The organism is Sphaerisporangium viridialbum, from assembly GCF_049674955.1.
GTDB classification, from domain to species: domain Bacteria; phylum Actinomycetota; class Actinomycetes; order Streptosporangiales; family Streptosporangiaceae; genus Sphaerisporangium; species Sphaerisporangium viridialbum.
This window is the reverse complement of record NZ_CP187232.1, coordinates 1,923,970-1,946,037: the sequence shown is the minus strand read 5'-3', so window position 1 is coordinate 1,946,037 and position 22,068 is coordinate 1,923,970. Positions and strand designations below refer to the sequence as shown.

23 protein-coding genes and 1 pseudogene are annotated in these 22,068 nt (G+C 69.1%); 7 read left to right on the top strand and 17 right to left on the bottom strand.

From position 1 onward, the window contains the following. Window positions 1-21: 21 nt before the first annotated feature. The 6 genes from ACOZ38_RS08690 to ACOZ38_RS08665 all read left to right on the top strand — a co-directional run bounded on the left by ACOZ38_RS08690 (window position 22) and on the right by ACOZ38_RS08665 (window position 5,892). The gene (locus ACOZ38_RS08690; protein WP_424529580.1) at window positions 22-897 is read left to right on the top strand and encodes an ABC transporter ATP-binding protein; all 876 of its coding nucleotides are present in this window, start codon (window positions 22-24) and stop codon (window positions 895-897) included. Then, window positions 894-1,742 (top strand): ABC transporter permease, encoded by an 849-nt coding sequence (locus ACOZ38_RS08685; protein WP_424529579.1) that lies wholly within the window; start codon window positions 894-896, stop codon window positions 1,740-1,742. The genes ACOZ38_RS08690 and ACOZ38_RS08685 overlap by 4 nt, the downstream gene beginning before the upstream one ends. Then, window positions 1,739-2,968, top strand: coding sequence for a sensor histidine kinase (locus ACOZ38_RS08680; protein WP_424529578.1), 1,230 nt, complete (start codon window positions 1,739-1,741; stop codon window positions 2,966-2,968). Before ACOZ38_RS08685 ends, ACOZ38_RS08680 begins: the two co-directional genes overlap by 4 nt. Further along, entirely contained in the window at window positions 2,965-3,582 is a 618-nt protein-coding gene (locus ACOZ38_RS08675; RefSeq protein ID WP_405145236.1) for a response regulator, read from the top strand. The genes ACOZ38_RS08680 and ACOZ38_RS08675 overlap by 4 nt, the downstream gene beginning before the upstream one ends. A 133-nt stretch (window positions 3,583-3,715) precedes the next feature. Further along, a complete protein-coding gene (locus tag ACOZ38_RS08670; protein WP_424529577.1) occupies window positions 3,716-5,203 on the top strand; it encodes an aldehyde dehydrogenase family protein in 1,488 nt (495 codons plus the stop codon). Between the two features lie 80 nt (window positions 5,204-5,283). Then, window positions 5,284-5,892, top strand: a complete 609-nt coding sequence (locus ACOZ38_RS08665) for a TetR/AcrR family transcriptional regulator (protein ID WP_424529576.1) — start codon at window positions 5,284-5,286, stop codon at window positions 5,890-5,892. A 36-nt stretch (window positions 5,893-5,928) separates the two neighbouring features. Here ACOZ38_RS08665 and ACOZ38_RS08660 read toward each other — a convergent pair whose 3' ends face one another. Beyond that, window positions 5,929-6,246 carry an STAS domain-containing protein gene (locus ACOZ38_RS08660; protein ID WP_424529575.1) on the bottom strand — a complete coding sequence of 106 codons (318 nt, stop codon included), beginning with the start codon at window positions 6,244-6,246 and terminating at the stop codon, window positions 5,929-5,931. Between the two features lie 129 nt (window positions 6,247-6,375). Here ACOZ38_RS08660 and ACOZ38_RS08655 point away from each other — a divergent pair, with 129 nt between their 5' ends. Further along, on the top strand, window positions 6,376-6,966 hold the full coding sequence (locus ACOZ38_RS08655; RefSeq protein ID WP_424529574.1) for a cob(I)yrinic acid a,c-diamide adenosyltransferase: 591 nt from the start codon (window positions 6,376-6,378) through the stop codon (window positions 6,964-6,966). 47 nt (window positions 6,967-7,013) lie between these two features. Here the strand turns inward: ACOZ38_RS08655 and ACOZ38_RS08650 are convergent, their stop codons facing one another. From ACOZ38_RS08650 to ACOZ38_RS08575, 16 genes and pseudogenes are all read right to left on the bottom strand, one after another. Then, window positions 7,014-7,370, bottom strand: a complete 357-nt coding sequence (locus ACOZ38_RS08650) for a DUF2550 domain-containing protein (RefSeq protein ID WP_424529573.1) — start codon at window positions 7,368-7,370, stop codon at window positions 7,014-7,016. Window positions 7,371-7,431: 61 nt separating this feature from the next. Further along, a complete protein-coding gene (locus tag ACOZ38_RS08645; RefSeq protein ID WP_424529572.1) occupies window positions 7,432-7,833 on the bottom strand; it encodes a F0F1 ATP synthase subunit epsilon in 402 nt (133 codons plus the stop codon). Window positions 7,834-7,885: 52 nt separating this feature from the next. Continuing rightward, window positions 7,886-9,313, bottom strand: a complete 1,428-nt coding sequence (atpD, locus tag ACOZ38_RS08640; RefSeq protein WP_424529571.1) for a F0F1 ATP synthase subunit beta — start codon at window positions 9,311-9,313, stop codon at window positions 7,886-7,888. A gap of 9 nt (window positions 9,314-9,322) precedes the next feature. Beyond that, entirely contained in the window at window positions 9,323-10,225 is a 903-nt protein-coding gene (locus ACOZ38_RS08635; protein ID WP_424529570.1) for a F0F1 ATP synthase subunit gamma, read from the bottom strand. A 3-nt stretch (window positions 10,226-10,228) separates the two neighbouring features. Further along, window positions 10,229-11,878, bottom strand: coding sequence for a F0F1 ATP synthase subunit alpha (gene atpA, locus ACOZ38_RS08630; protein ID WP_424529569.1), 1,650 nt, complete (start codon window positions 11,876-11,878; stop codon window positions 10,229-10,231). Window positions 11,879-11,918: 40 nt separating this feature from the next. Continuing rightward, window positions 11,919-12,728, bottom strand: coding sequence for a F0F1 ATP synthase subunit delta (locus ACOZ38_RS08625; RefSeq protein ID WP_424529568.1), 810 nt, complete (start codon window positions 12,726-12,728; stop codon window positions 11,919-11,921). Continuing rightward, window positions 12,728-13,273 carry a F0F1 ATP synthase subunit B gene (locus ACOZ38_RS08620; RefSeq protein ID WP_424529567.1) on the bottom strand — a complete coding sequence of 182 codons (546 nt, stop codon included), beginning with the start codon at window positions 13,271-13,273 and terminating at the stop codon, window positions 12,728-12,730. Before ACOZ38_RS08620 ends, ACOZ38_RS08625 begins: the two co-directional genes overlap by 1 nt. A 30-nt stretch (window positions 13,274-13,303) precedes the next feature. Further along, complete coding sequence (gene atpE, locus ACOZ38_RS08615) at window positions 13,304-13,537, bottom strand: ATP synthase F0 subunit C (protein ID WP_405145224.1); 234 nt, start codon at window positions 13,535-13,537, stop codon at window positions 13,304-13,306. A gap of 66 nt (window positions 13,538-13,603) precedes the next feature. Continuing rightward, a complete protein-coding gene (gene atpB / locus ACOZ38_RS08610) occupies window positions 13,604-14,395 on the bottom strand; it encodes a F0F1 ATP synthase subunit A (RefSeq protein ID WP_424529566.1) in 792 nt (263 codons plus the stop codon). A 58-nt stretch (window positions 14,396-14,453) separates the two neighbouring features. Continuing rightward, a complete protein-coding gene (locus ACOZ38_RS08605) occupies window positions 14,454-14,666 on the bottom strand; it encodes an AtpZ/AtpI family protein (RefSeq protein ID WP_405145222.1) in 213 nt (70 codons plus the stop codon). A 78-nt stretch (window positions 14,667-14,744) separates the two neighbouring features. After that, window positions 14,745-15,167, bottom strand: coding sequence for a hypothetical protein (locus ACOZ38_RS08600; RefSeq protein ID WP_424529565.1), 423 nt, complete (start codon window positions 15,165-15,167; stop codon window positions 14,745-14,747). Between the two features lie 227 nt (window positions 15,168-15,394). Then, complete coding sequence (locus ACOZ38_RS08595) at window positions 15,395-16,633, bottom strand: glycosyltransferase family 4 protein (RefSeq protein WP_424529564.1); 1,239 nt, start codon at window positions 16,631-16,633, stop codon at window positions 15,395-15,397. Window positions 16,634-16,693: 60 nt separating this feature from the next. After that, complete coding sequence (gene glyA, locus ACOZ38_RS08590) at window positions 16,694-17,980, bottom strand: serine hydroxymethyltransferase (protein ID WP_424529563.1); 1,287 nt, start codon at window positions 17,978-17,980, stop codon at window positions 16,694-16,696. Window positions 17,981-18,088: 108 nt separating this feature from the next. After that, on the bottom strand, window positions 18,089-18,472 hold the full coding sequence (locus tag ACOZ38_RS08585) for a hypothetical protein (protein WP_424529562.1): 384 nt from the start codon (window positions 18,470-18,472) through the stop codon (window positions 18,089-18,091). Between the two features lie 16 nt (window positions 18,473-18,488). Continuing rightward, on the bottom strand, window positions 18,489-20,564 hold the full coding sequence (locus ACOZ38_RS08580; protein ID WP_424529561.1) for a hypothetical protein: 2,076 nt from the start codon (window positions 20,562-20,564) through the stop codon (window positions 18,489-18,491). 807 nt (window positions 20,565-21,371) lie between these two features. Then, window positions 21,372-22,022 (bottom strand): annotated as a pseudogene (locus tag ACOZ38_RS08575) (L-threonylcarbamoyladenylate synthase); the annotation flags it as partial. Window positions 22,023-22,068: the final 46 nt, after the last annotated feature.

Here is a 22,068-nt window from a genome sequence, read left to right as displayed (position 1 = left end):
CAAGGGCACGATGATCGAGGCATGACGCAGACAGCGGTGATGGCCCGGGGCCTCACCAAGCGGTACGGCGACGTGCGGGCGGTGGACGGTGTCGACCTGGAGATCCAGGCGGGCGAGGTGTTCGCCATCCTTGGCCCGAACGGCGCCGGGAAGTCGACCACCGTCGAGATCCTGGAGGGCTACCGCAAGCGGGACGCCGGCGAGGTGAGCGTGCTCGGCACCGACCCCCAGCACCCGACCCGGCTCTGGCGCAGCCGGGTCGGCATCGTGCTCCAGACGGCGAACGACACGGCCGAGCTGACGGTCCGCGAGACCGTCCGCCACTTCGCCGGCTACTACCCGAACCCCAGGGACCCCGACGAGGTGATCGCCAGGGTGGGGCTGACGGAGAAGGCCGGCAATCGCGTCCGGCAGCTCTCCGGCGGTCAGCGACGGCGGGTGGACGTGGCCTTGGGCGTGGTCGGCAACCCTGAGCTGCTGTTCCTGGACGAGCCGACGACCGGCTTCGACCCCGAGGCGCGGCGCGGGTTCTGGGACCTGGTCGAGAGCCTGGCGCACGACGGCACGACGATCGTGCTCACCACGCACTACCTCGACGAGGCCGAGGCCCTCGCCGACCGCGTCGCGGTCATCGCGGGGGGCCGCATCGTGGCCGAGGACCGGCCCGCCACATTAGGGGGACGCGCGACCGCCAAGGCCCGGGTGAGCTGGCTCGACGAGGGCGAGCGCAAGCATCTCGACACCGGCACCCCCACGAAGACGGTCATGGAGCTGACCCGCCGGTTCGACGGCGAGGTGCCCGAGCTGACCGTCACCCGCCCTTCCCTGGAGGACATCTACCTGGAGCTGATCGGCTCCCCCCACCCCCAAGCGCCCTCCCCCGAGGTATCCCCATGAGCGACGTCGTCACCGCCTCCACGGCCACCGCCGCGGCCCCCCATCGCCTCCCCTCGGTCGTCGCCCTCGGCTGGTCGAGGGGCGTCGCCGAGACGAGGATGTTCTTCCGCGAGAAGGACGCGGTCATCTTCACCTTCGCCTTCCCGATCATCCTGCTCGTGATCTTCGGGTCGATCTTCCAGGGAACGTTCGAGGGCAGCCCGGTCACCGTCTCGCAGGTCTACACCGCCGGCCTCATCGGTGCGGGGGTCATGAGCGCCAGCTTCCAGAACCTCGGCATCGGCATCTCCGTCGACCGGGACGACGGCACGCTGAAGCGCCTCGCCGGAACCCCCCTCCCGCGCAGCGCGTACTTCATTGGAAAGATCCTGAATGTCCTGGTGGTGGCCGTGCTGGAGGTCGCGATCCTGCTGGCCATCGGCGTGGTGGCGTACGACCTGACGCTTCCCGCCGAGCTGTTCCGCTGGGCCACCTTCACCTGGGTGTTCCTGCTCGGCATCACCGGCTCGGCGCTGCTGGGCATCGCGGTCAGCAGCCTGCCCCGGTCCGCGAGGAGCGCGACGGCGGTGATCAGCATGCCGTTCGTGGTGCTCCAGTTCATATCGGGAGTGTTCATCCCGTCGACCGAGCTCCCCGGATGGCTGCTCAATATCGCCTCGTTCTTCCCGCTGAAGTGGATGTGCCAGGGCTTCAGGTCGGTGTTCCTGGGCGACGCGGGGGCCGCCCTGGAGGTGACGAAGTCCTACGAACTGGACCGCGTGGCCCTCGTCCTGGCAGCGTGGGCGGTCGGAGGTCTTGTCCTGTGCCTGACGACGTTCCGCTGGAAGAGCCGCCGCGACGGATGACGCCCCGCACAACGCCGCGGGTGTTCCGGGGCCCGGCCGCGGCGGGCCGCAGGAGCGCGAGGATCCACGCCTGGGAGGCCTTCCGCGGCTGGGAGATCCTCTTCCTGGTGGCCTTCCTGGTCACCGTCGTGTTCGTGGTGATCGACGGCGACACCGAGGTGGCCACCAAGGTGGTCGCGATCGTCCTGCTGACGGTCTGCGCCACCGCGTACCTCGCCGTCGGCCGCCCGGTGATCAAGGGGGACGAGTACGACCTCCGGTCCGGGCTGGTCTACGCCGGCTTCGTCGTCGTCGCGTTCGTCCCGGCCACGATCATCGCCCCCGCCTCCTCCTTCGCGCTCTTCGCGCTCTGCCCGCAGGCGTTCATGCTCCTGCCTCCCCGGTGGGCGCTCGGGGCAGTGCTGACCCTCAACATCTCACCGGCCGTCCGCTTCCTGGTGCGGCCGGACCTCGACCTGACCGGGGTCCTCACCTTCGTCGCGACCAGCGCGATGAGCCTCACGGTGGCGCTGGTGTTCGGGCCCTGGATCACGCGCATCATCCACCAGAGCGCCGACCGGGCCGATCTCATCGACGAGCTTTCGGCCAGCCGGGCGGAGATCGAACGGCTCTCCCGCGAGCGCGGGGCCCTCGCCGAGCGCGAACGGCTGGCCGGCGAGATCCACGACACGCTGGCCCAGGGTTTCACCAGCATCATCATGCTCATCCAGGCCGCAGAGGCGCAGGCCGACCCGTCCAGGCACCTCGCGCTCGCCGTGCGCACCGCGAGGGAGAACCTCGAGGAGGCGCGCGGCCTGATCGCCGCGCTGAGCCCCGCGCCCCTCGACGGATCCACCCTCGACGAGGCGCTGCGCAGGATCACGGCCCGGCTGGGCGAGGAGCTGGGCATGCCCGCGAGCTTCGCGACCGAGGGCGCCTCGCGCGCGCTGCCGCCCGGCATCGAGGTCGTCCTGATCCGGGCCGCCCAGGAGGGCCTGGCGAACGTGCGCAAGCACGCGGCGGCGTCCTCCGCGGGCGTCCGCCTGGAGTACGGGGAGCACGAGGTGGTGCTTCGCGTCCGCGACGACGGCTCGGGCTTCGGCGGCCCTGCCACCACCACCGGGTACGGCCTGCGCGCCATGCGCAGCCGGGTGGAGCAGGCGGGGGGCACCCTTGAGGTGGACAGCGCACCGGGATGCGGCACCGAGCTGACCGTACGGCTTCCCCATGAGGAGTGTCTCCAGTGATACGCGTGCTGATCGTCGACGACCATCCCGTGGTACGAGAGGGCCTGCGCGGCATGCTGGAGGCCGATCCCGGCATCAGCGTGGCCGGGGAGGCCGGATCGGGCGACGAGGCGGTGGCGCGCGCCCGCGAGCTGCGGCCCGAGGTGATCCTCATGGACCTGCGCATGCCGGGAGGCGACGGTGTGGGGGCCATCGCGCGCATCCTGGCCGACCGCGCCGAGAGCCGGGTGATCGTCCTCACCACGTACGAGACCGACCAGGACATCGTGCGCGCGGTCGAGGCCGGTGCCGCCGGTTACCTGCTGAAGGACACTTCGCGGGCCGACCTGGTGGCGGCGGTCTTCGGTGCCGCGCGCGGCGAGACCGTCCTGTCCCCCTCGGTGGCGACGAAGCTGGTCACCCGGATGCGCGCCCCGGCGGCCGAGTCGCTGTCCAGGCGCGAGACCGAGGTGCTGGCGCTGGTCGCGCGTGGCCTGACCAACGCCGAGGTGGGCAAGGAGCTGTTCATCAGCGAGACGACGGTCAAGACCCACCTGTTGCGGATCTTCGGCAAGCTGGGCGTCTCCGACCGTACGGCCGCCGTCACCACGGCGCTCGGCCGCGGCCTCCTGTGACCGCGCGGCCACGGATTCCAGTACGCGAGAGATGGTTTGCCCCGCAACGAGGGGGCTATGGTGGCCCCAGATCCCCTGGCGGAAAGCAGTGTGGTCCGGGAAGCGCGGCCGCGAGGGCCGAGAAGGAGACGCCATGTCAACGGCTACCGAGCAGCGCACCTTCGACTCCGTGAACCCCGCCTCCGGGGTCGTCGTGGGCACCCATCCCCTCCATGACGCCGAAGCCGTGCGGGCCGCCGTGGAGAGCGCGCGGGAGGCGGCCGTCTGGTGGGCGGGCCTCGGGTTCGAGCGGCGCAAGCGGCGGCTGCTCGACTTCAAGGCCGTCCTCACCCAGAACCTCACCCGCGTCGCCACGCTGATCCACGAGGAGACGGGCAAGCCGATCGGCGACGCCACCCTTGAGACGGTGCTCGCAATCACCCACCTCGACTGGGCGGCGCGCAACGCGCGCAAGGTCCTCGGCCCGCGCCGGGTCCCCACGGGCATGATCGGCATCAATCTCGCCGCCACCCTGGAGTACCTCCCGCTGGGCGTCGTCGGGGTGATCGGGCCGTGGAACTACCCCGTCTTCACCCCGATGGGCTCGATCGCGTACGCGCTCGCCGCCGGGAACGCCGTGGTCTTCAAGCCCAGCGAGCTCACTCCCGGGGTCGGCGCGCTCCTGGCCGAGCTGTTCGCGCAGAGCGTCCCTGAGCGCCAGGTGTTCCAGGTGGTCACCGGCCTCGGCGAGACCGGGGCCGCGCTCGCCGCGCACCCGGGCATCCGCAAGATCGCCTTCACCGGCTCGACCGCCACGGCCAAGCGGGTCATGGCCGCCTGCGCCGCCAACCTCACGCCGATGGTGGCCGAGTGCGGGGGCAAGGACGCGCTGATCGTCGACGCGGACGCCGACCTCGCCGCCGCGGCCGACGCGGCGGTCTGGGGCGCGATGTCCAACGCCGGCCAGACCTGCGTGGGCGTCGAGCGCGTCTACGTGGTGGAGCGCGTCTACGACGACTTCCTGCGCGAGCTCACCGAGCGGGCGCGGGCCGTGCGCGGCGGGGAGGACTACGGGCCGATCACCATGCCCGCCCAGACCGACATCATCCGGCGCCACGTCGACGACGCCCTCGCCAAGGGGGCCAAGGCCGTGGTGGGCGGCGCGGAGTCCGTCCGGCCCCCGTACGTCGATCCGGTGGTCCTCACCGACGTCCCCGAGGACTCCAGCGCGGTGCGGGAGGAGACCTTCGGGCCGACGATCACGGTGCGGAAGGTCGCCACGGTGGAGGAGGCGCTGGAGAAGGCCAACGCCGTCGCCTACGGCCTGGGCGGCACCGTCTTCTCGGGCAACGCGCGCCGGGCCATGGAGCTCGCCCGGGCGATGCTCACGGGCATGACGGCGATCAACTCCGTCATCTCCTTCGCGGGCGTGCCCTCGCTGCCGTTCGGCGGGGTGGGAGAGTCGGGGTTCGGGCGCATCCACGGCGCGGACGGGCTGCGCGAGTTCGCCCGACCGAAGGCGATCTCCAGGCAGCGTTTCGCCATACCGGGAATGAATCTGACGTCCTTCAGCCGCACCCCCGCTGACCTGGACCGACTCGTGAAGGTGATCACCTTCCTGCACGGCAGGCGCAAGAGCTAGTTGTCCCGATACTTCCCGAAAAACGATCTTGCGTCCATAATGATGGGTTCTTACGGGGCCAGCAGGACGCGAGGTGTGCAGTGGCGACGGGACGCGACTACCGGGGAATGACGGCGGAGCAGCGATTAGCCGACCGCAGGGAGCGGTTGCTCACTGCCGCGTACACGCTGTTCGCCGGCGCGGGTTTCACCGCGACCACGATCGAACGATTGTGCGCGGCCGCACGCATCTCGAACCGTGCCTTCTACGAATGTTTCACCGGCCGTGAGGACCTGATGCGGGCGGTCTACGACCGCTGCGTCGGCGAGACCCTCCTCTCGGTCGCCAAGGCCATCGGCGAGGCGCCTCCCGACGCGGACAGCAGGATCCAGGCGGGCATCAGCGAGTACATCACCTTCGTCACCCGCGACACCCGGCGCGCCCGGATCATGCACCTTGAGGTGCGGCGGGCCGGCGACATCCTCACCGCCCGCCGGCAGCGCGCGGTGACGGGCTTCACCCAGATGATCGAGGAGACCCTGGGGGACCTCCCCGGCGGCCTTCCGCACCGGACTCACCTGCTCGCCCTTGGGATGGTGGGCGCGATCCAGGAGCTTCTGATCGAATGGGTCCTGGCACCCACCCCGCCGCCCCTGGAGCACCTCATCGAGACCGCCGTGCACATCTTCCGGCGCTCCTTCGGCTCCTGACCACCCGGGCCCCTCGGAGCCCTGATGAGGCGGCGGTCAGGCCACGGCGGCGGCAGGAAGCTCGACCGTGAGCACCCGGTGCAGCCGGGTGACGGCGAGCAGCCGCATGACGCGCGGGGGCACTCCCCGCAGCACCAGGCGGCGCTCCGCGCGCAGTGCGCGGCGATGCGTGCCCACGAGCACGCCGAGCCCGGTGGCGTCGATCATCTCCAGGCCGGACAGGTCGACGATCATGTCACCGTCGCCGGTGTCGACCGCCTCGTGCAGGCGAGGACGCAGCCTCGCTACCGTCCCCACGTCCAGACGCGACCCGACGCTGACCACCTGGTATCCCGGACCACTCCGGCGTGGCATGCCGCCTCCTTCTGTCCGGCGACCTTGACAGGCCGCGTCAGATCCCTGCCCACCCTTCCGCGGCCTATGCCGATATCTGGCGGAATCCGGCCGAAGGCCGTCTCGGGGCGGCCCGTTACGCTGGGCGGCATGACGCGAGCTGACAACGACAAGCCGGTGGTGCTCTCCACCATCTACACCCGCACCGGGGACGACGGCACCACGACGCTCGGCGACATGAGCCGCACGAGCAAGACCGATCCCCGGCTGGCCGCGTACGCCGACGTCGAGGAGGCGAACGCCGCGATCGGCGTGGCGATGGCGCTGGGCGACCTGTCCCCCGAGATCGCCGAGGTGCTGGCCCGGGTGCAGAACGAACTGTTCGACGTCGGAGCCGACCTGTGCACCCCCGTGACGGAGAACCCGGAGTTCCCCCCGCTGCGGGTGGAGCCGTCCTACGTCGAGTGGCTGGAGACGCAGTGCGACCGGTTCAACGAGGAGCTGAAGCCGCTGCGCAGCTTCATCCTCCCGGGCGGCGCATCCGGCCCCGCGCTCCTGCACGTGGCCCGCACTGTCGTACGCCGCGCCGAGCGCACCACGTGGTCGGCGCTAGAGACCCATGACGACGTGAACCCGCTCACCGCGAAGTACCTCAACCGCCTCAGCGACCTGATGTTCATCATCTGCCGCGTCGCCTCGAACGGCGAGGAGCTCCTCTGGAAGCCCGGCGGCACCCGATAGCACCGCGCCCCTCGAGCCGCCGAGCGAAGCGAGGCAAGAAAACACATCTACGCCGCGTCGAGGTGGGCGCTGGGAGGGGCCGACTCGACCCAGGCCAGGAAGCCGGTGAGGGCGTCCTCGCTCATCGCGAGCGAGACGCCCGCGCAGTCGACGGTCCAGTAGCCGGCGGGGCCCTCCTCGCCGACGAGGGGACGACGGGTGGAAACGGTGAGGCCGCGCCTCGCGATAGCGTGGCGCGGCCTCAGTCGCAGTCCAAGAAACGGGATCCAGTGGAGCTCTCCGCCCGCATAGCGGGCCACCCCACTCCTCCAGGCGCGGTCTCCCGTGCGGAGGCTACATACGACGTTGCCCCGCGAGCGGGCGAGCATGAGCCCGCGAAGGCAGAGGAGGACGGCGATCGCCACAACGCTTATCAGAATGTCCAGCGCCGCCATCGTCGCCCCCCACTTTCATGTTCGTTGTCGGTCAGACCTCTTCGCCGGCAGCACGCAGCCGGGCCCTGGCACGCTTGGCCTCGACCTGGGCGTCGGTGTCCTCACCGTCGGCGTCGACGGACGCGAGAGCACGCTGCAGCGCGTCACGGGCCGCGGACACGTCGACCTCGGACCCGAGCTCGGCCGTCTCGGCCAGGACCGACACGTCGTTGTTGGCCACCGAGATGAACCCGCCGTGGACGGCGGCGACGATGTCGCCTCCCTCTGCGCGCTTCACGCGGAGGACACCGCCCTCCACGAGGACACCTAGCACGGGCGCATGATTCGGCATAATACCGATCTCGCCGTCCACGGTCTTGGCAATCACCATGTCGGCCTCGCCGGACCAGATCTCGCGTTCCGGCGACACGACGCCGATGCGGAGCTTTGCCATCACAAACCTTCCTCGAATGCCGGTACGGCCGGGCCGTACCGGCACCCAGTTGTCAGCGGGCCAGTTCCTTCGCCTTGGCGATGGCCTGGTCGATGCCGCCGACCATGAAGAACGCCTGCTCGGGCAGGTGGTCGTACTCGCCCTCGCACAGGCCCTTGAAGGAGCGGATGGTCTCCTCGACCGGCACGAACTCTCCCGGCTGGCCGGTGAACGCCTCGGCGGCGTACATCGGGTGGGACAGGAAACGCTCGATGCGGCGAGCACGCTGGACGACGACCTTGTCCTCTTCCGACAGCTCGTCGATGCCGAGGATCGCGATGATGTCCTGCAGCTCGCGGTACTTCTGCAGGATCCGCTTGGTCTCCTGGGCGACCCGGTAGTGCTCCTCGCCGACGATCTGCGGGTCGAGGATCCGGGAGCTGGAGTCGAGCGGGTCCACCGCGGGGTAGATGCCCTTCTCCGAGATCGGCCGCGACAGAACGGTCTGCGCGTCGAGGTGCGCGAACGCGTTGTGCGGGGCCGGGTCGGTGATGTCGTCCGCGGGGACGTAGATCGCCTGCATGGAGGTGATCGAGTGACCGCGGGTCGAGGTGATGCGCTCCTGGAGAACGCCCATCTCGTCGGCCAGGGTCGGCTGGTAACCCACCGCGGACGGCATGCGGCCGAGCAGGGTGGACACCTCGGAACCGGCCTGGGTGAAGCGGAAGATGTTGTCGATGAACAGCAGCACGTCCTGCTTCTGCTCGTCCCGGAAGTACTCCGCCATGGTGAGCGCGGAGAGCGCGACGCGCAGACGCGTGCCCGGGGGCTCGTCCATCTGGCCGAACACCAGGGCGGTGTCCTTGAGGACGTCCGCCTCCTCCATCTCCAGCCAGAGGTCGTTGCCCTCACGGGTGCGCTCGCCGACGCCGGCGAAGACCGACGTACCGGAGAACTTCAGCGCGACCCGTCGGATCATCTCCTGGATGAGGACGGTCTTGCCGACGCCCGCGCCGCCGAACAGGCCGATCTTGCCACCCTTGACGTACGGGGTGAGCAGGTCGATGACCTTGATGCCGGTGGGCAGCATCTCGGTGCGCGACTCGAGCTGGTCGAACGCCGGGGACGGACGGTGGATGCCCCAGCGCTCGGTGATCTGCAGCGAGGAGGTGGGGGTGTCCAGCGCCTCGCCCAGGGTGTTCCACACGTGGCCCTTGACGACGTCGCCGACGGGCACCGAGATGGGGCCGCCGGTGTCGTTCACGACGGCGCCGCGCACGAGGCCGTCGGTGGGCTGCATGGAGATGGCGCGGACGAGGTTGTCGCCCAGGTGCTGGGCGACCTCCATGGTCAGCAGCTTGGTGTCCTCGCCGAGGGTGACCTCGGTGGTCAGCGCGTTGTAGATCTCCGGCATCGCCTCGACGGGGAACTCCACGTCGACGACGGGACCCGTGACGCGGGCCACACGACCTACAGCGGTCGCGACGGTCTCAACAGTCATTGTGGTTTCTCACTCTTTCCCCGCTGAGGCGTCGGCGAGCGCGTTGGCGCCGCCGACGATCTCACTGATTTCCTGGGTGATCTCGGCCTGGCGAGCCTGGTTCATCTGCTGGGTGAAGGTGCGGATGAGCTCGTTGGCGTTGTCGGTCGCCGACTTCATCGCCCTGCGGCGGGAGGCGTGCTCCGAGGCGGCCGACTGGAGCAGCGCGTTGTAGATGCGCGACTCGATGTAGCGGGGAAGGAGCTGGTTGAGCACCTCACCCGCGGTCGGCTCGAACTCGTAGTACGGCAGCGGGCCCCCGACCGGCTCTTCGGTGGTCTCCTCCACCTCGAGCGGCAGGATCCGCGTGACCTGCACCTCCTGCGTCAGCATGGAGACGAACCGGGTGTACACGACGTGGATCTCGTCGATGCCGTTCTCGTCCGCGAAGGCGCTGACCAGCGAGCCCGCGATTTCCTTGGCGTGGGCGTAGAGCGGGTTGTCGGAGAACCCCGACCACTCCCCGCTCATCTCCCGGCTGCGGAAGCGGTGCCATCCGATGCCCTTGCGGCCGACGACGAACGGCTTCATCGCCACGTTGCGGCCACGAAGGTGACCGGCCAGCGCCTCGGCCTCGCGCAGGATGTTGGCGTTGAAGCCACCGGCGAAGCCGCGGTCACTGGTCACGATCAGCACGCCGGCCGAGACCGGCTGGTCCTTCGCGACCGTCAGCGGGTGGTCGACGTCCGCCGTGTTGCTGAGGACGGCCGACACCGCGCGAGTGATCTCGCGCTCGTACGGTACGGCCGCCTCCATGCGCTGCTGCGCCTTGATGATGCGCGACGAGGCGATGAGCTCCTGGGCGCGGGTGATCTTCGCCGTGGACTTGACCGACCTGATCCGCCGCCGCAGCAGTCTTAGCTGGGCACCCATCGGCTACTTCTTCTCGGTCTTGCGGACGTGCTTCACGATCTTCTCCTGGCCGACCTCGTCCGCGCTGAGCGCCTCGACCGGCTCGTCCTGGATCAGCAGCTCGCCGGACGACGTCTGGAACGTCTTCTTGAACTCCGTGATCGCGTCCTTGAGGGTCGTGACCGTGTCGTCGTTCAGGTCCTTGGTCTCGCGGATGCTGTCGAGCACGCCCTTGTACTGCGAGGAGAGGTACTCGAGGAACTCGGCCTCGAAGCGGGCCACGTCCTCCAGCGGCACGTCGTCCAGCTCACCGCTGGTGCCGGCCCAGACCGAGACGACTTCCCTCTCCACAGGGTACGGGGTGTACTGCGGCTGCTTGAGCAGCTCGACCAGCCGGGCACCGCGCTCCAGCTGGGCGCGGGAGGCCGCGTCCAGGTCGGAGGCGAAGGCCGCGAAGGCCTCCAGGTCGCGGTACTGCGACAGGGACAGGCGCAGCGTGCCCGCGACCTTCCGCATCGCCTTGATCTGCGCCGAGCCGCCGACTCGGGAGACCGAGACACCGACGTTGATCGCCGGACGGACACCCGCGTTGAACAGGTCGGTCTCCAGGAAGCACTGACCGTCGGTGATGGAGATGACGTTGGTCGGGATGAACGCCGACACGTCGTTGCCCTTGGTCTCGATGATCGGAAGACCGGTCATCGAGCCCGCGCCGAGGTCGTCGGAGAGCTTGGCGCAGCGCTCCAGCAGACGCGAGTGCAAGTAGAAGACGTCGCCGGGGAACGCCTCACGGCCCGGCGGACGGCGCAGCAGCAGGGAAACGGCGCGGTATGCGTCGGCCTGCTTGGTCAGGTCGTCGAAAACGATGAGAACGTGCTTGCCCTGGTACATCCAGTGCTGGCCGATGGCCGAACCGGTGTAGGGCGCGAGGTACTTGTAACCGGCCGGGTCCGAGGCGGGGGCGGCGACGATGGTGGTGTACTCCATCGCGCCCGCCTCCTCCAGGCGGGCCCTGACCTGCGCGATCGTGGAACCCTTCTGGCCGACCGCGACGTAGACGCAGCGAACCTGCTTCGACGGGTCGCCGGTGGCCCAGTTCTCGCGCTGGTTGAGGATCGTGTCCACGGCGATCGCGGTCTTGCCCGTGCCGCGGTCACCGATGATCAGCTGGCGCTGGCCGCGGCCGATCGGCGTCATGGCGTCGATCGCCTTGAGGCCGGTCTGCAGCGGCTCCTTCACCGGCTGACGCTGGACGACCGAGGGCGCCTGCACTTCGAGGGGACGGCGCCCCTCGGCCTCGATGCCGCCCTTGCCGTCGAGCGGGTTGCCCAGCGGGTCGACCACGCGGCCGAGGAAGTTGTCCCCGACCGGCACGGACAGGACCTCGCCCGTCCTGCGAACCGACTGGCCCTCCTCGACTCCGCTGAAGTCGCCCAGGACGACGACACCGATCTCCCGGACGTCCAGGTTCAGCGCCAGTCCACGCGTGCCGTCCTCGAACTCGAGCAGCTCGTTCGCCATCGCCGAGGGAAGGCCCGAGATGTGGGCGATGCCGTCGCCGGCGTCGACGACGGTCCCGATCTCCTCACGCGCCCCGCCTTCCGGCTCGTACGCCTGAACGAACCGCTCAAGCGCGTCCCGGATCTCGTCCGGCCGGATCGTCAGCTCCGCCATCTCTACTCAGTCTCCCTATTCATCGGCCGCCTCGACACTCCTAGCCGGCCAACCGGCGGCGGACATCTTCAATACGTCCTGCGATCGTGGTGTCGATCAGCTCGTCGCCGAGCCTGACCGAGAATCCACCCAGCACCCGCGGATCCACCTCGGTGTTCAGGTGGATGTCACGACCGTACGTGGTGCGCAACCAGGTTGCGAGACGCTGCCTCTGGGCATCGCTCAGCGGAACCGCGCTGCGTACCACGGCGACAAGTTGCTGCCGCTGCTCCGCGACGAGCTGGATGTAGGTGTCCAGCCCCCGTTCCAAGCTACGCCCTCGCGGGTGCCGCACGAGCTGCGTGATCAGCCGCAGCGAGGACGGCGCGACCCTGTCGCCCAGCAGCTCGGCGAGCAGCTGGCGCTTGGGCTCTCCTGGAACGGCCGGGTCGACCAGCGCCAGGCGCAGCGAGGGATTGGCCTCGACGATGCGGCCGAACCGGAAAAGCTCGTCCTCCACATCGTCGAGCCTGCCCTGCGACTCGGCCTCGGCGGCCGAGGCGATGACGCTGAGCCGCTCCAGCGCGTCCGAAAGGTCCGGGGACCTGGACCACTTGGCGGAGACGGCCGCGACGACCGTCTCCAGGGCGGCGTCGCTGATCTTCCCGCCCAGCAGGGACCGCACTACCTCGGCCTTCTGCTCCGCGGAGCGGGCAGGGTCGGCGAGGTTGCGCCGGAGCCCGTGCTCACGGTCGAGCAGGACGGCGACGCCGTGCAGGTCCTCGGCCAGGCGGCCGAGGTCCGCCGTCGCGGCCACCGCGTTGAAACGCTCCTCGACTTCGGCGAACGAGGTGCGGCTCAGGCCCCTCATCAGCGCACCGCCGCCCCGCCTGCGGACTCGAGCTCCTCCAGGAACCGGTCCACGACACGGCTCTGCCGGGTTTCGTCCTCGAGCGACTCCCCGACGATGCGGCCCGCGAGCTCGGTCGCGAGGCGGCCGAGCTCGCCGCGCAGCTGGGCGAACGCCTGCTGGCGGTCGGCCTCGATCTGCGCGTGCGCGGCCTCGACCAGGCGCCTGGCCTCGGCCTGGGCCTCCTCGCGGAGCTCGACCTTGATCTGAGCGGCCTGCTCACGAGCCTCTTCCCGCATGCGGGCGGCCTCGTGACGAGCCTCGTTCAGCTTGGCCTTGTACTCCTCCAGCGTGCGCTGGGCCTCGGCCTGGGCATCCTCGGCCTTCTTGATGCCGCCTTCGATGGCCTCGGTCCGCTCCTCGAGAGTCTTCTGGATGCGCGGGGTGAGAATCCTGCCGACGACGAGGAAAACGACCAGGAACGCGAAGCCGCCGACGATGAGCTCATAAGCATGCGGGATGAGCGGGTTTTCCGCTTCCGCGAGGAGCCTGGCTCCCAGAGGCATGGCTGCAGCCTTTCGTCAGGGGTGTTCGCGTTACTTGATGCTCTGGAAGATGAACGGCGCGACCAGACCGATGAGGGCCAGCGCCTCGGTGAGGACGAAGCCCAGCAGCATGTTCTGGCGGATCAGGCCGTAAGCCTCAGGCTGGCGGGCGATGGCCTGCACACCCTGGCCGAAGATGATGCCGACGCCGATGCCGGGGCCGATGGCGGCGAGACCATAGCCGATGGCGGTGACGTTGCCGGAGACCTCAGCAAGAAGGCTCATTGTGATGCTTTCCTTTACTGTCGGCCGGTGAGGGGTTCACCGGTCTGGACTAGGTCAGTGGTGATCTCAGTGGTCGGGGTGCAGCGAACCGCCGATGTACATGGCGGCCAGCATCGTGAAGAGGAACGCCTGCAGGTACTCGATGAAGATCTCGAAGCCGGTCATCACGATCGTCATCAGCACGCCGAGGACGCCGACAGCGGCACCCGTGACGGTGAGCCTCTCGAACAGGAACCAGAAGCCGACCGCGCTGAAGAACGCGAGCAGCATGTGACCGGCGAACATGTTCGCGAAGAGTCGGACGGCGTGCGTGAACGGCGCGATGATCATGTTCGAGAGGAACTCGATCGGGGCGAGCAGCACGTAGATGGGCTTGGGCAGCCCGGGGGGGAACATCATGTTCCTGAAGTAGCCGATGAACCCCTGGTGCTTGATCCCCAGGTAGATCTTGATCACGTAGATCGTGACCGCGAAGACGAGCGGGAAGGCGATGTGCGAGGCGATCGGGATCTGGACGAACGGCACGACACCGAAGACGTTCCAGAGGAGGATCAGGAAGAACAGGGAGAGCAGCAGCGGCATCCAGCGCTCGGCGTCCTTGCCCAGGAACGGGCGGGCCACCTGGTCGCGGACGAAGAGGTAGCCGAGCTCACCCATGTTCTGCAGGCCGCGGGGCACGAGTTTCGGCCTGGAGAAGGCTGCCCACCCGAGCGCGCACACGATAAGCGCGCCGGCGACGGCGAGCAGCACGGGCTTGGACGCCCATTCCGGGGCGCCTGGCCAGAGCGGGGGGAAGTTGAAGATCGAAGGCCCGGGGGCCTCGAACTCTCCGTCGGCGAGGACCGTCAGCGCGCTCACGCGGCGTTCCCTCCAAGATGGTGGATCAACAGAAGACTGCGGGATGTGGTCGGCGCGCTCAGCGGCCGTACTTCACATAGACCAGGTAGACGGCGAGCACGACCCCGAGGATGACGCCTATCGGGAAAAACGCGCCCACGCCAGTCCAACGGTCCAGCAACCAGCCGATGCCGCCCCAGACCAGCATCCCGGCGATCAGAGTGCTCGGGATTGACCAGGCGGCATTGGCGAAGTCGCGGCCGTCTTCCTCGGGCTTGCGCTGCTCGCTCATCGCGGGCACGACGATAGCAGGCGTGCAGGGGACTAGTCATATCGGACCCCACACCGGCCCCGGGGAATCCTACGCTCATCACCGGCCACCTTGTCCGGGGACCTTGGCGTCCGGGTCGACGTAGAGCATTTTCAGTTTGAGGAAGGCGCGCACCTCGCCGATCGTCCACACGATCGTGCAGATGACGACGCTCCACCCGAAGGCCTTCGGCGCGAAGGCCGTGGCGTCCGAGAAGGAGCTCAGGAGCACCATCAGCAGGATGACCTTGACCAAGTAGCCCAGCACGGCGGCCAGCATCATCATCTGGGGCGAGACGCGGCCCGCCCAGGTGACGGCGACCAGGCCGGCGGTGAAGAACGCGGCGACCACGACGACTCCGATGGCCGCTCCCAGCGCACCCTTGGTTCCGGCCATCAGGGCGGCGACGACCACGACAACCAGCCCGACCGCGATGGTGGGTACAGCCGCGCCTTTGAGCGCGCGAACGTCGTTGGCCTGCATCGGTGCTCCAAGAAACAGTTGTCAAGCGAGCGATTGCTACCTTGCGAGGCGAGTCCTGCCCGCCCCCTGCTAGTGAAAGGTATCACAAGCTCAGGAATGGGCGCCTTTACCTGGGCTTTCTTGCAGGTAGACCGGCGAATCGATGATCCACCGCCGCGTCTTGGCGAACCTGGTGGACCAACCTGTGGTCAGGAAGTGGACCGACCTGTGGTCGGCGGACCGCGAGATCAGCCCGTGGCCGCGGACGCGCGGGAACTGGTGGCCGCGCCCGGCACCGGCGGGTCCTCCGCCGCCGGCCCGGAGTCGGGCCCCGGCCCCCGCCGCGAGGCGTGGGTGCCCCCGCCTCGGCCTCCCCGGCCGGAACGCCAGAGCGGCAGGCCCATCATCACCAGCACGACCAGCGCGAGCAGCACGACGACGGGGAAGACGATCAGCGGCACGCCGCCCACCGACAGGCCCACGACGGTCGCGGCGAACAGGAACGTCCACGCGTACATGATGAGCACGGTGCGCCGGTGCGAGTGGCCGACCTGCAGGAGCCGGTGGTGCAGGTGGCCCCGGTCGGGCGCGAACGGCGACTTCCCGTACGAGGTGCGCCGCACCACCGCCATGACGAGGTCGGCGAGCGGGAGCACCATCACCGCGAGGGGAAGCAGGATCGGCAGCACGACGGGGAAGCGGTTGATGTCGCCGGCGGCGCCGTTGTAGTCGACGGTGCCGGTGACCGTGACCACCGAGGTGGCGAGCACCAGGCCGATCAGCATCGCGCCCGTGTCGCCCATGAAGATCTTGGCGGGGTGGAAGTTGTGCGGCAGGAAGCCGAGGCACATGCCGATCAGGATGGCGGTGATGGCGGCAGTGACGCTGAGGCGGCCCTGGTCCATGCTGTCGGTGAGCGCGACGGTCCACGCGAACGTCGCCAGCGCGGCGATGCAGACGATGCCGGCCGCCAGGCCGTCCAGGCCGTCCACGAAGTTCACCGCGTTGATGGCCACCACGACGATCAGGATGGTGATGGTCGTCTGCAGCGTGCTGTCGAGGCTGATGGTGTTCCCGTTGGGCAGCGGAACCCACAGAAGGGTGAGCTTGAACGCGACGAGCAGCCCGGCCGCGGCGATCTGCCCGCCGAGCTTGATGAAGGCGTCCATCCCCCACCAGTCGTCGAGGAAGCCGATCAGCACGATCACCCCGCCCGCGAGGGCCAGCGCGATGACGGTCTTGCCGTCGCCCATCCGGGGATCGGCCAGTTTGGGACCGATGTGGTCCAACTGGCTCGCGACGAACAGCCCTGCCAGCATGCCCGCGTACATCGCCAGGCCGCCGAGGCGTGGGGTGCGTACCGTGTGCACGTCTCTCTCACGGATCTCCGGCGCGGCGCCGATGCGCAGCGCGAAAACCCTGACCAGCGGGACCAGCAGATAAGTGACCGCCGCTGCTACCAGCGCTATGAGAGTGTATTCGCGCACGAACCTAGTTTCCCGGATTGTCCGGTCAGATGTGACCGGAAAACTGCACAGAACAGCACATTAACCGCGTGGATACGCTGGATGACCCCGGGTGAGCTGCGTCACCCGCTCGGCCACCGACGCTACCGCACGCTCATCGCGCACCGCCTGCGCCACCATCGAGGCGATCTCCTTCATCTCGGTCACCCCCATGCCCTGCGTCGTGACGCACGGGGTGCCGATGCGGATGCCGGACGTCACCGTGGGCGGCTCGGGGTCGTACGGGATGGTGTTGCGGTTGAGGGTGATCCTCGCACGGGCGCACCTCTGCTCGGCCATCGCTCCCGTCACCCCGAGGCCGCGCAGGTCGATCAGCGCGAGATGGGTGTCGGTGCCGCCGGAGACCGGGCGCATGCCCTCGCCCGCGAGCGCGTCGGTCAGCGCGCGGGCGTTGGTCACCACGTGCTCGGCGTACGTGCGGAACTCCGGCCGTCCCGCCTCGCCGAAGGCCACCGCCTTGGCCGCTATCGCGTGCATCAGCGGGCCGCCCTGGACGAACGGGAACACCGCCCGGTCGATCTTCGCGGCCAGCTCCGCCGTGCACAGGATGCCCCCGCCCCTCGGCCCGCGCAGGGACTTGTGCGTCGTGAACGTCACCACATCGGCGTGCGGCACGGGCGAGGGAGCCGCGCCGCCCGCCACCAGGCCGATCGTGTGCGCTACGTCCGCGAGCAGCCAGGCCCCCACCTCGTCGGCGATGCCGCGGAACACCGCGAAGTCGATGAACCGGGGGTAGGCCGTGGCGCCGCAGATGATCAGCTTGGGCTGGTGCCTGACCGCGAGCTCGCTGACCTCGTCGTAGTCGATCGTCTCGGTGTCGCGCCGCACCCCGTACGCCACGACGTCGAACCAGCGCCCGGAGAAGTTCACCTTGGAGCCGTGGGTCAGGTGGCCGCCGTGGGAGAGCTCCATCGCGAGCACGGTGTCCCCCGGCTGGAGCAGCGCCGCGTACGCGGCCAGGTTGGCCGACGCGCCCGAATGGGGCTGGACGTTGGCGTGGTCGGCCCCGAACAGCGCCTTCGCCCGGTCGATGGCGAGTCGCTCCGCGCGGTCGACCACCTCGCAGCCGCCGTAGTAGCGCCTGCCGGGATACCCCTCGGCGTACTTGTTGGTGAGCGTGGAGCCCAGCGCCGCGATCACCGCAGGGGAGGCGAAGTTCTCACTGGCGATCAGCTGGAGGCCGCCGCGCTGCCGCGCGAGCTCGTCGAGCAGGATCTGGGCGATCTCCGGATCCTCCCGCTGAAGCTCGGAGAAATCGGGCCCGTAGAAGTCATCAGCGTGCTCGTGGTCGCGCCCTTTCGCGTGCATGGCTCGCTCACCACTCCTTTCCCCCCGCGGAAACGCGCGCGGTAAGGACCACCGATCTCCCCACTGTATGCCTCGTGATGCCAGGTCACCGCACTTCCGCGGCGTGGATCAGCTGTAGGCGTGGGGAGCGCTGGACGCGGTGGGCACCCAGCGGGGGGTGTCCGCCGCCTGGTCGCTGATCGCGGTCAGCACGGCCTGGCGGTACATGCCGAGACGGTTGCGCCACTCGGTCATGTCCTGGACGTAGCGCTCGGCGACCGGCGCGTCCCAGACGTCCCGGCTGCGGGCCATCTGGTACGCCTTGTCGAGCGAGGTGGTGAGCCCTTCGAGCAGCGGCTGCGTCTGCTGCCAGAGGTCGACGAGCTTCTGGTACTCGGGGTTGAAACGCCAGTTGCTCGCCTGGCCGTCCGGGCTGAACGGGTCGGGCGAGGACGACGCGGGCGGCGTCTCCCCTGGCTGGAGCGGCTGCGGCGCCGGCGGGTCGGCATACATCTCAGGCGGCCCTCCTCTACGAACCGGACGGCGACGTCACGCCGCCCCTACCCTCGGACAACGAACTCGCGCCTTCGGACGAACTCGTTCCCTCGGACGAACTCGTGGCCTCGGACGAGCTCGACCCCCACCCAGCCGGCGGCGACTCCCCCTCACCCGAATAGGCGCCCTCCGCCCCTCCCGCACCCTCCACATACGCACTCCCCGGATACGGACCGTCCGCACTCCCCGGGTACAGACCGTCCGCTCCGCCCGGATACGGACCGTCCGCACTCCCCGGATACGGACCGTCCGCACTCCCCGGGTACAGACCGTCCGCTCCGCCCGGATACGGACCGTCCGCACTCCCCGGATACGGACCGTCCGCCCGTCCCGGGCTCACCGCTTCGGGGGAGCTCGCCTCGGCGTGGTGGGGGCCGTTGCCGCTGTAGTCGCCGTATCGGGCCCCGTCGCCGCCAGGGGCATAGACACCTGACTGAACGTGCTGACCGGCCTGAACAGCGCCCTGAGGAGCCGCCAGACCCTGCTCAGTCGCCTGCCCTCCCGAGTCCGGGGGCAGCGGTGCCGACGGTTTGGCCGAGCCGGACGGATCGCCGGGCTCGACATAGCCGACAGGCCCGTCCGCGTGGGGATGGCCGGGGGCGGCCCCGTCCGGAGGGACGACCACGGGCTGTTCCAACGGAGGGATCTTGTCCATGTTCTGCATCAGCCAGTGGAGGTGCTCCGCGCTCGGCGGTTTCATGGTGACCTCGACGACCCGCACGCCGTCGACGTCGATCACTCGCGTCCGCTCCTGCGTGGTGTCGATGTCGTGGGGATTGTTCTTGTTCGGCGTATCAAGCTGACCATCAGAACCCCCCTGCCCCCCATCCCCAGCCGGAGGCACACCCTGCGACTCCCCACCATGGGGAACCCCCTCCCCAGTCGGACCCGCCTCAGCCCTCGGCACGGCATCAGCGTTAGGAACCGCGTCACCCGTCGGCGCCGGATCAGCCGTCGGGGCGGCATCAGCATTGGGCGCGGAGTTCCCCGTAGGCGCTGGATCTGCCTTGGGAGTGGGATCAGCGTTGGGAGCGGAGTCACCCGTCGGCGCGGAGTCAGCTCTGGGAGCCGAGTCGCCTGTGGGAGCCGGATCTGCCTTGGGGGCAGGATCGGACCTTTCGGCCTTCGGGCTGGGATCCGAGCCGTCAATCTGGTGGGCGTCCTGCTTGTCAGGCTTGTCCGCCTGAGGGGCACCCTGGTTGTCGGAATGCTGAGGCTTCGGAGCTGGATCTGATTTGTCGGCCTTCGGGCCGGGACCCGAGGTGTCGCTCTTAGGCGCTTCGTGCTTCTCCGGCTTGTCAGCCTTCGGCGAAGGATCCGACTGATCGGACTTGGGAGACTCGTGCTTGTCGACCTTGTCCGCCTGCGGCGACTCGACCTTGTGCGTCTTGTCCTGCGGGTCGGCCTTGGGGCCATGGTCCTTGTCGGCCTTGGGCGCGGGATCCTTCTCAGCCTTGGGGCCATGGTCCTTGTCGGGCTTCTCAGCCTTCGGGGTGTCGTGCTTGTCGGCCTTGGGGGTGTCGTCCTTGTCCGACGTCGGCGCGTGATCCTTTTCGGGCTTGTCGGACTTCGGGGGGTCGTGCTTTTCGGTCTTCGGGGCATGGTCCCTGTCGGGCTTGTCGGCCTTGGGAGTGTGGTCCTTGTCGGACTTCGGGGGGTCCTGCTTGTGTGACTTGTCCTGGGGGTCGGCGGTGGGAGTGCCGTCCTTGTTGGCCTTGTCAGACTTATCTGCCTTATCGGACTTGTCGTTCTTGGAGTTGGAGTCCTGCTTTTCGGCAGTGGTCTGCTTCATGCTCTTGGGACCGGTCGCCGGGTCGTTCTGCTTTTCCTTCTTCTCCAGAAGGACGAGCCGGGCGCCGACATCCTTGACCAGGGTGTCTCCCGCGTCCGCCACCTGGGCGGGCCGGTGGGTCGCCGGTACGGACAGACCGGCTCCGCTCGTCAGCTGGGTGATGCGGGACTCGACGGTGCGCATCTGCGCGCCCGCACGCCCGACCTCGGCCAACAGATCACGGACCAGCTTCGGGTCCATTCCGTCCAGCTTGCCCATGGGCGTCTCCCGGTGCTCGTGGTCGCCGCTCCCCCTGGTCCGCTCTCTGGAGAGGGCTCGCGCCCGCTCGCAGCTATGCTCCCTCGCTCCCGCCCGTCGCTCAAGAGCACAGACGCACTTCACGGTACTGAGATCCACCGACCGTACGCCTCGGCGATAGCCATACGGCATGAGTCACGAGGGAAACGAGCGGCGCCTGAGCCGGAGCCCAGACGCCGCCATTCGCGCTACCGCCCAGCGTCAGCCCTCAATCCACGCACAGACGACCGTCCCTCTCGGGAGACGACCGTGCTTCTCGTGGAGTCAGGGCCGACAGGCTTCCCAGCGTCAGCCGTCTTTTCTGGTGGCGTCGGCCGTGCCGGAGCCGTTGGATCTCGCCGAGTCGGCCACACCGGCTCCGCCGACCTTGTCAACGGGGTCGACCGCAACGGGCTTGTCACCCTTGGCGCCCTTGTCGGCGGTCTCGGGCCTCTCGAGAGTCTCGGCGGTCTCGGCCTCCTCGGGCTTCTCGGTGTCCGCGAGCTTCTCGGGCTTCTCGGGAGTCTCGGCGTCCGCGAGCTTCTCGGGGTTCTCGGAGGTTTCCGGCGCCCCGGATGGCCGGATGTCGTCGGCCGGAGCGGTCTTGACGATCGGGGCTTCCTCGACGACCTGGTCCGTCTCAGCAGGCTTGTCGGCCTGATCAGCCTTGTCAGCTAGGTCGGTCTTGGCAGAGAGATCCGTCTTGGCAGGAAGGTCGGTCTTGTCGGAGAGGTCGGTCTGGTCCGTCTCGCTTGCGGGGCCGGACTTCTTGAGGTCCAGTCCCTCCTCGGGGTCGGCGTCCGTCGCGACGTACCCGATCACACTCCGCAGCTTCTCGACCGAGATGGCGCCCTTGCGCAGCACCCGGGGCACGGGCGTCGTCAGGTCGATGATCGTGGAAGGCGTGCTGTCGGCGCACGCGCCGCCGTCGAGGTAGACCGCGACCGACTCCCCGAGCTGCTCCTCGGCGTTCGCCGCGGTCGTCGCGGGCGGCGCGCCCGACCGGTTGGCGCTGCTCACCGCCATCGGCCCGGTCTCCTTGAGAAGCTCCAGCGTGATCGCGTGCAGCGGCATCCGGACCGCGACGGTGCCCTTGGAGTCGCCGAGGTCCCAGTTGAGCGAGCGGCTCGCCCGGCAGACCAGCGTCAGCGGGCCCGGCCAGAACGAGTCGATGAGATCCTGCCCATGGGTGCCGAGATCCTCCACCAGGGCGCCCGCCGCGCGGACGGTGCCGACCAGCACGGGGACGGGCATGTCTCTGCCACGCCCCTTGGCCTCCAGCAGGGCCGCGACCGCCGACGGGGTGAAGGCGTCGGCTCCGATGCCGTAGACCGTGTCCGTCGGTATGACCACGAGCTCGCCGGCCCGGATGGCCGACGCCGCGTCGGCCAGCCCTGCGGCACGCTCCTCGATGTTCGAAGAGTCATAACGTCGACTCACGACTTTCATCCTCCCACGTGCGTGGGCCCCGACGCCGGGAGACCGG

Excerpts from the sequence above, each read along its gene's own strand:
- ACOZ38_RS08690 (WP_424529580.1), top strand. The coding sequence starts at position 22 with ATGACGCAGACAGCGGTGATGGCCCGGGGCCTCACCAAGCGGTACGGC.
- ACOZ38_RS08585 (WP_424529562.1), bottom strand. The coding sequence starts at position 18,472 with ATGTATGCCGACCCGCCGGCGCCGCAGCCGCTCCAGCCAGGGGAGACG.
- ACOZ38_RS08580 (WP_424529561.1), bottom strand. The coding sequence starts at position 20,564 with ATGGGCAAGCTGGACGGAATGGACCCGAAGCTGGTCCGTGATCTGTTG.
- ACOZ38_RS08655 (WP_424529574.1), top strand. The coding sequence starts at position 6,376 with ATGACGCGAGCTGACAACGACAAGCCGGTGGTGCTCTCCACCATCTAC.
- atpD (WP_424529571.1), bottom strand. The coding sequence starts at position 9,313 with ATGACTGTTGAGACCGTCGCGACCGCTGTAGGTCGTGTGGCCCGCGTC.
- ACOZ38_RS08670 (WP_424529577.1), top strand. The coding sequence starts at position 3,716 with ATGTCAACGGCTACCGAGCAGCGCACCTTCGACTCCGTGAACCCCGCC.
- glyA (WP_424529563.1), bottom strand. The coding sequence starts at position 17,980 with ATGCACGCGAAAGGGCGCGACCACGAGCACGCTGATGACTTCTACGGG.
- ACOZ38_RS08685 (WP_424529579.1), top strand. The coding sequence starts at position 894 with ATGAGCGACGTCGTCACCGCCTCCACGGCCACCGCCGCGGCCCCCCAT.
- ACOZ38_RS08605 (WP_405145222.1), bottom strand. The coding sequence starts at position 14,666 with ATGAGCGAGCAGCGCAAGCCCGAGGAAGACGGCCGCGACTTCGCCAAT.
- ACOZ38_RS08645 (WP_424529572.1), bottom strand. The coding sequence starts at position 7,833 with ATGGCAAAGCTCCGCATCGGCGTCGTGTCGCCGGAACGCGAGATCTGG.
- ACOZ38_RS08625 (WP_424529568.1), bottom strand. The coding sequence starts at position 12,728 with ATGAGGGGCCTGAGCCGCACCTCGTTCGCCGAAGTCGAGGAGCGTTTC.
- atpE (WP_405145224.1), bottom strand. The coding sequence starts at position 13,537 with ATGAGCCTTCTTGCTGAGGTCTCCGGCAACGTCACCGCCATCGGCTAT.
- ACOZ38_RS08600 (WP_424529565.1), bottom strand. The coding sequence starts at position 15,167 with ATGCAGGCCAACGACGTTCGCGCGCTCAAAGGCGCGGCTGTACCCACC.
- ACOZ38_RS08660 (WP_424529575.1), bottom strand. The coding sequence starts at position 6,246 with ATGCCACGCCGGAGTGGTCCGGGATACCAGGTGGTCAGCGTCGGGTCG.
- ACOZ38_RS08620 (WP_424529567.1), bottom strand. The coding sequence starts at position 13,273 with ATGCCTCTGGGAGCCAGGCTCCTCGCGGAAGCGGAAAACCCGCTCATC.
- ACOZ38_RS08635 (WP_424529570.1), bottom strand. The coding sequence starts at position 10,225 with ATGGGTGCCCAGCTAAGACTGCTGCGGCGGCGGATCAGGTCGGTCAAG.
- atpA (WP_424529569.1), bottom strand. The coding sequence starts at position 11,878 with ATGGCGGAGCTGACGATCCGGCCGGACGAGATCCGGGACGCGCTTGAG.
- ACOZ38_RS08680 (WP_424529578.1), top strand. The coding sequence starts at position 1,739 with ATGACGCCCCGCACAACGCCGCGGGTGTTCCGGGGCCCGGCCGCGGCG.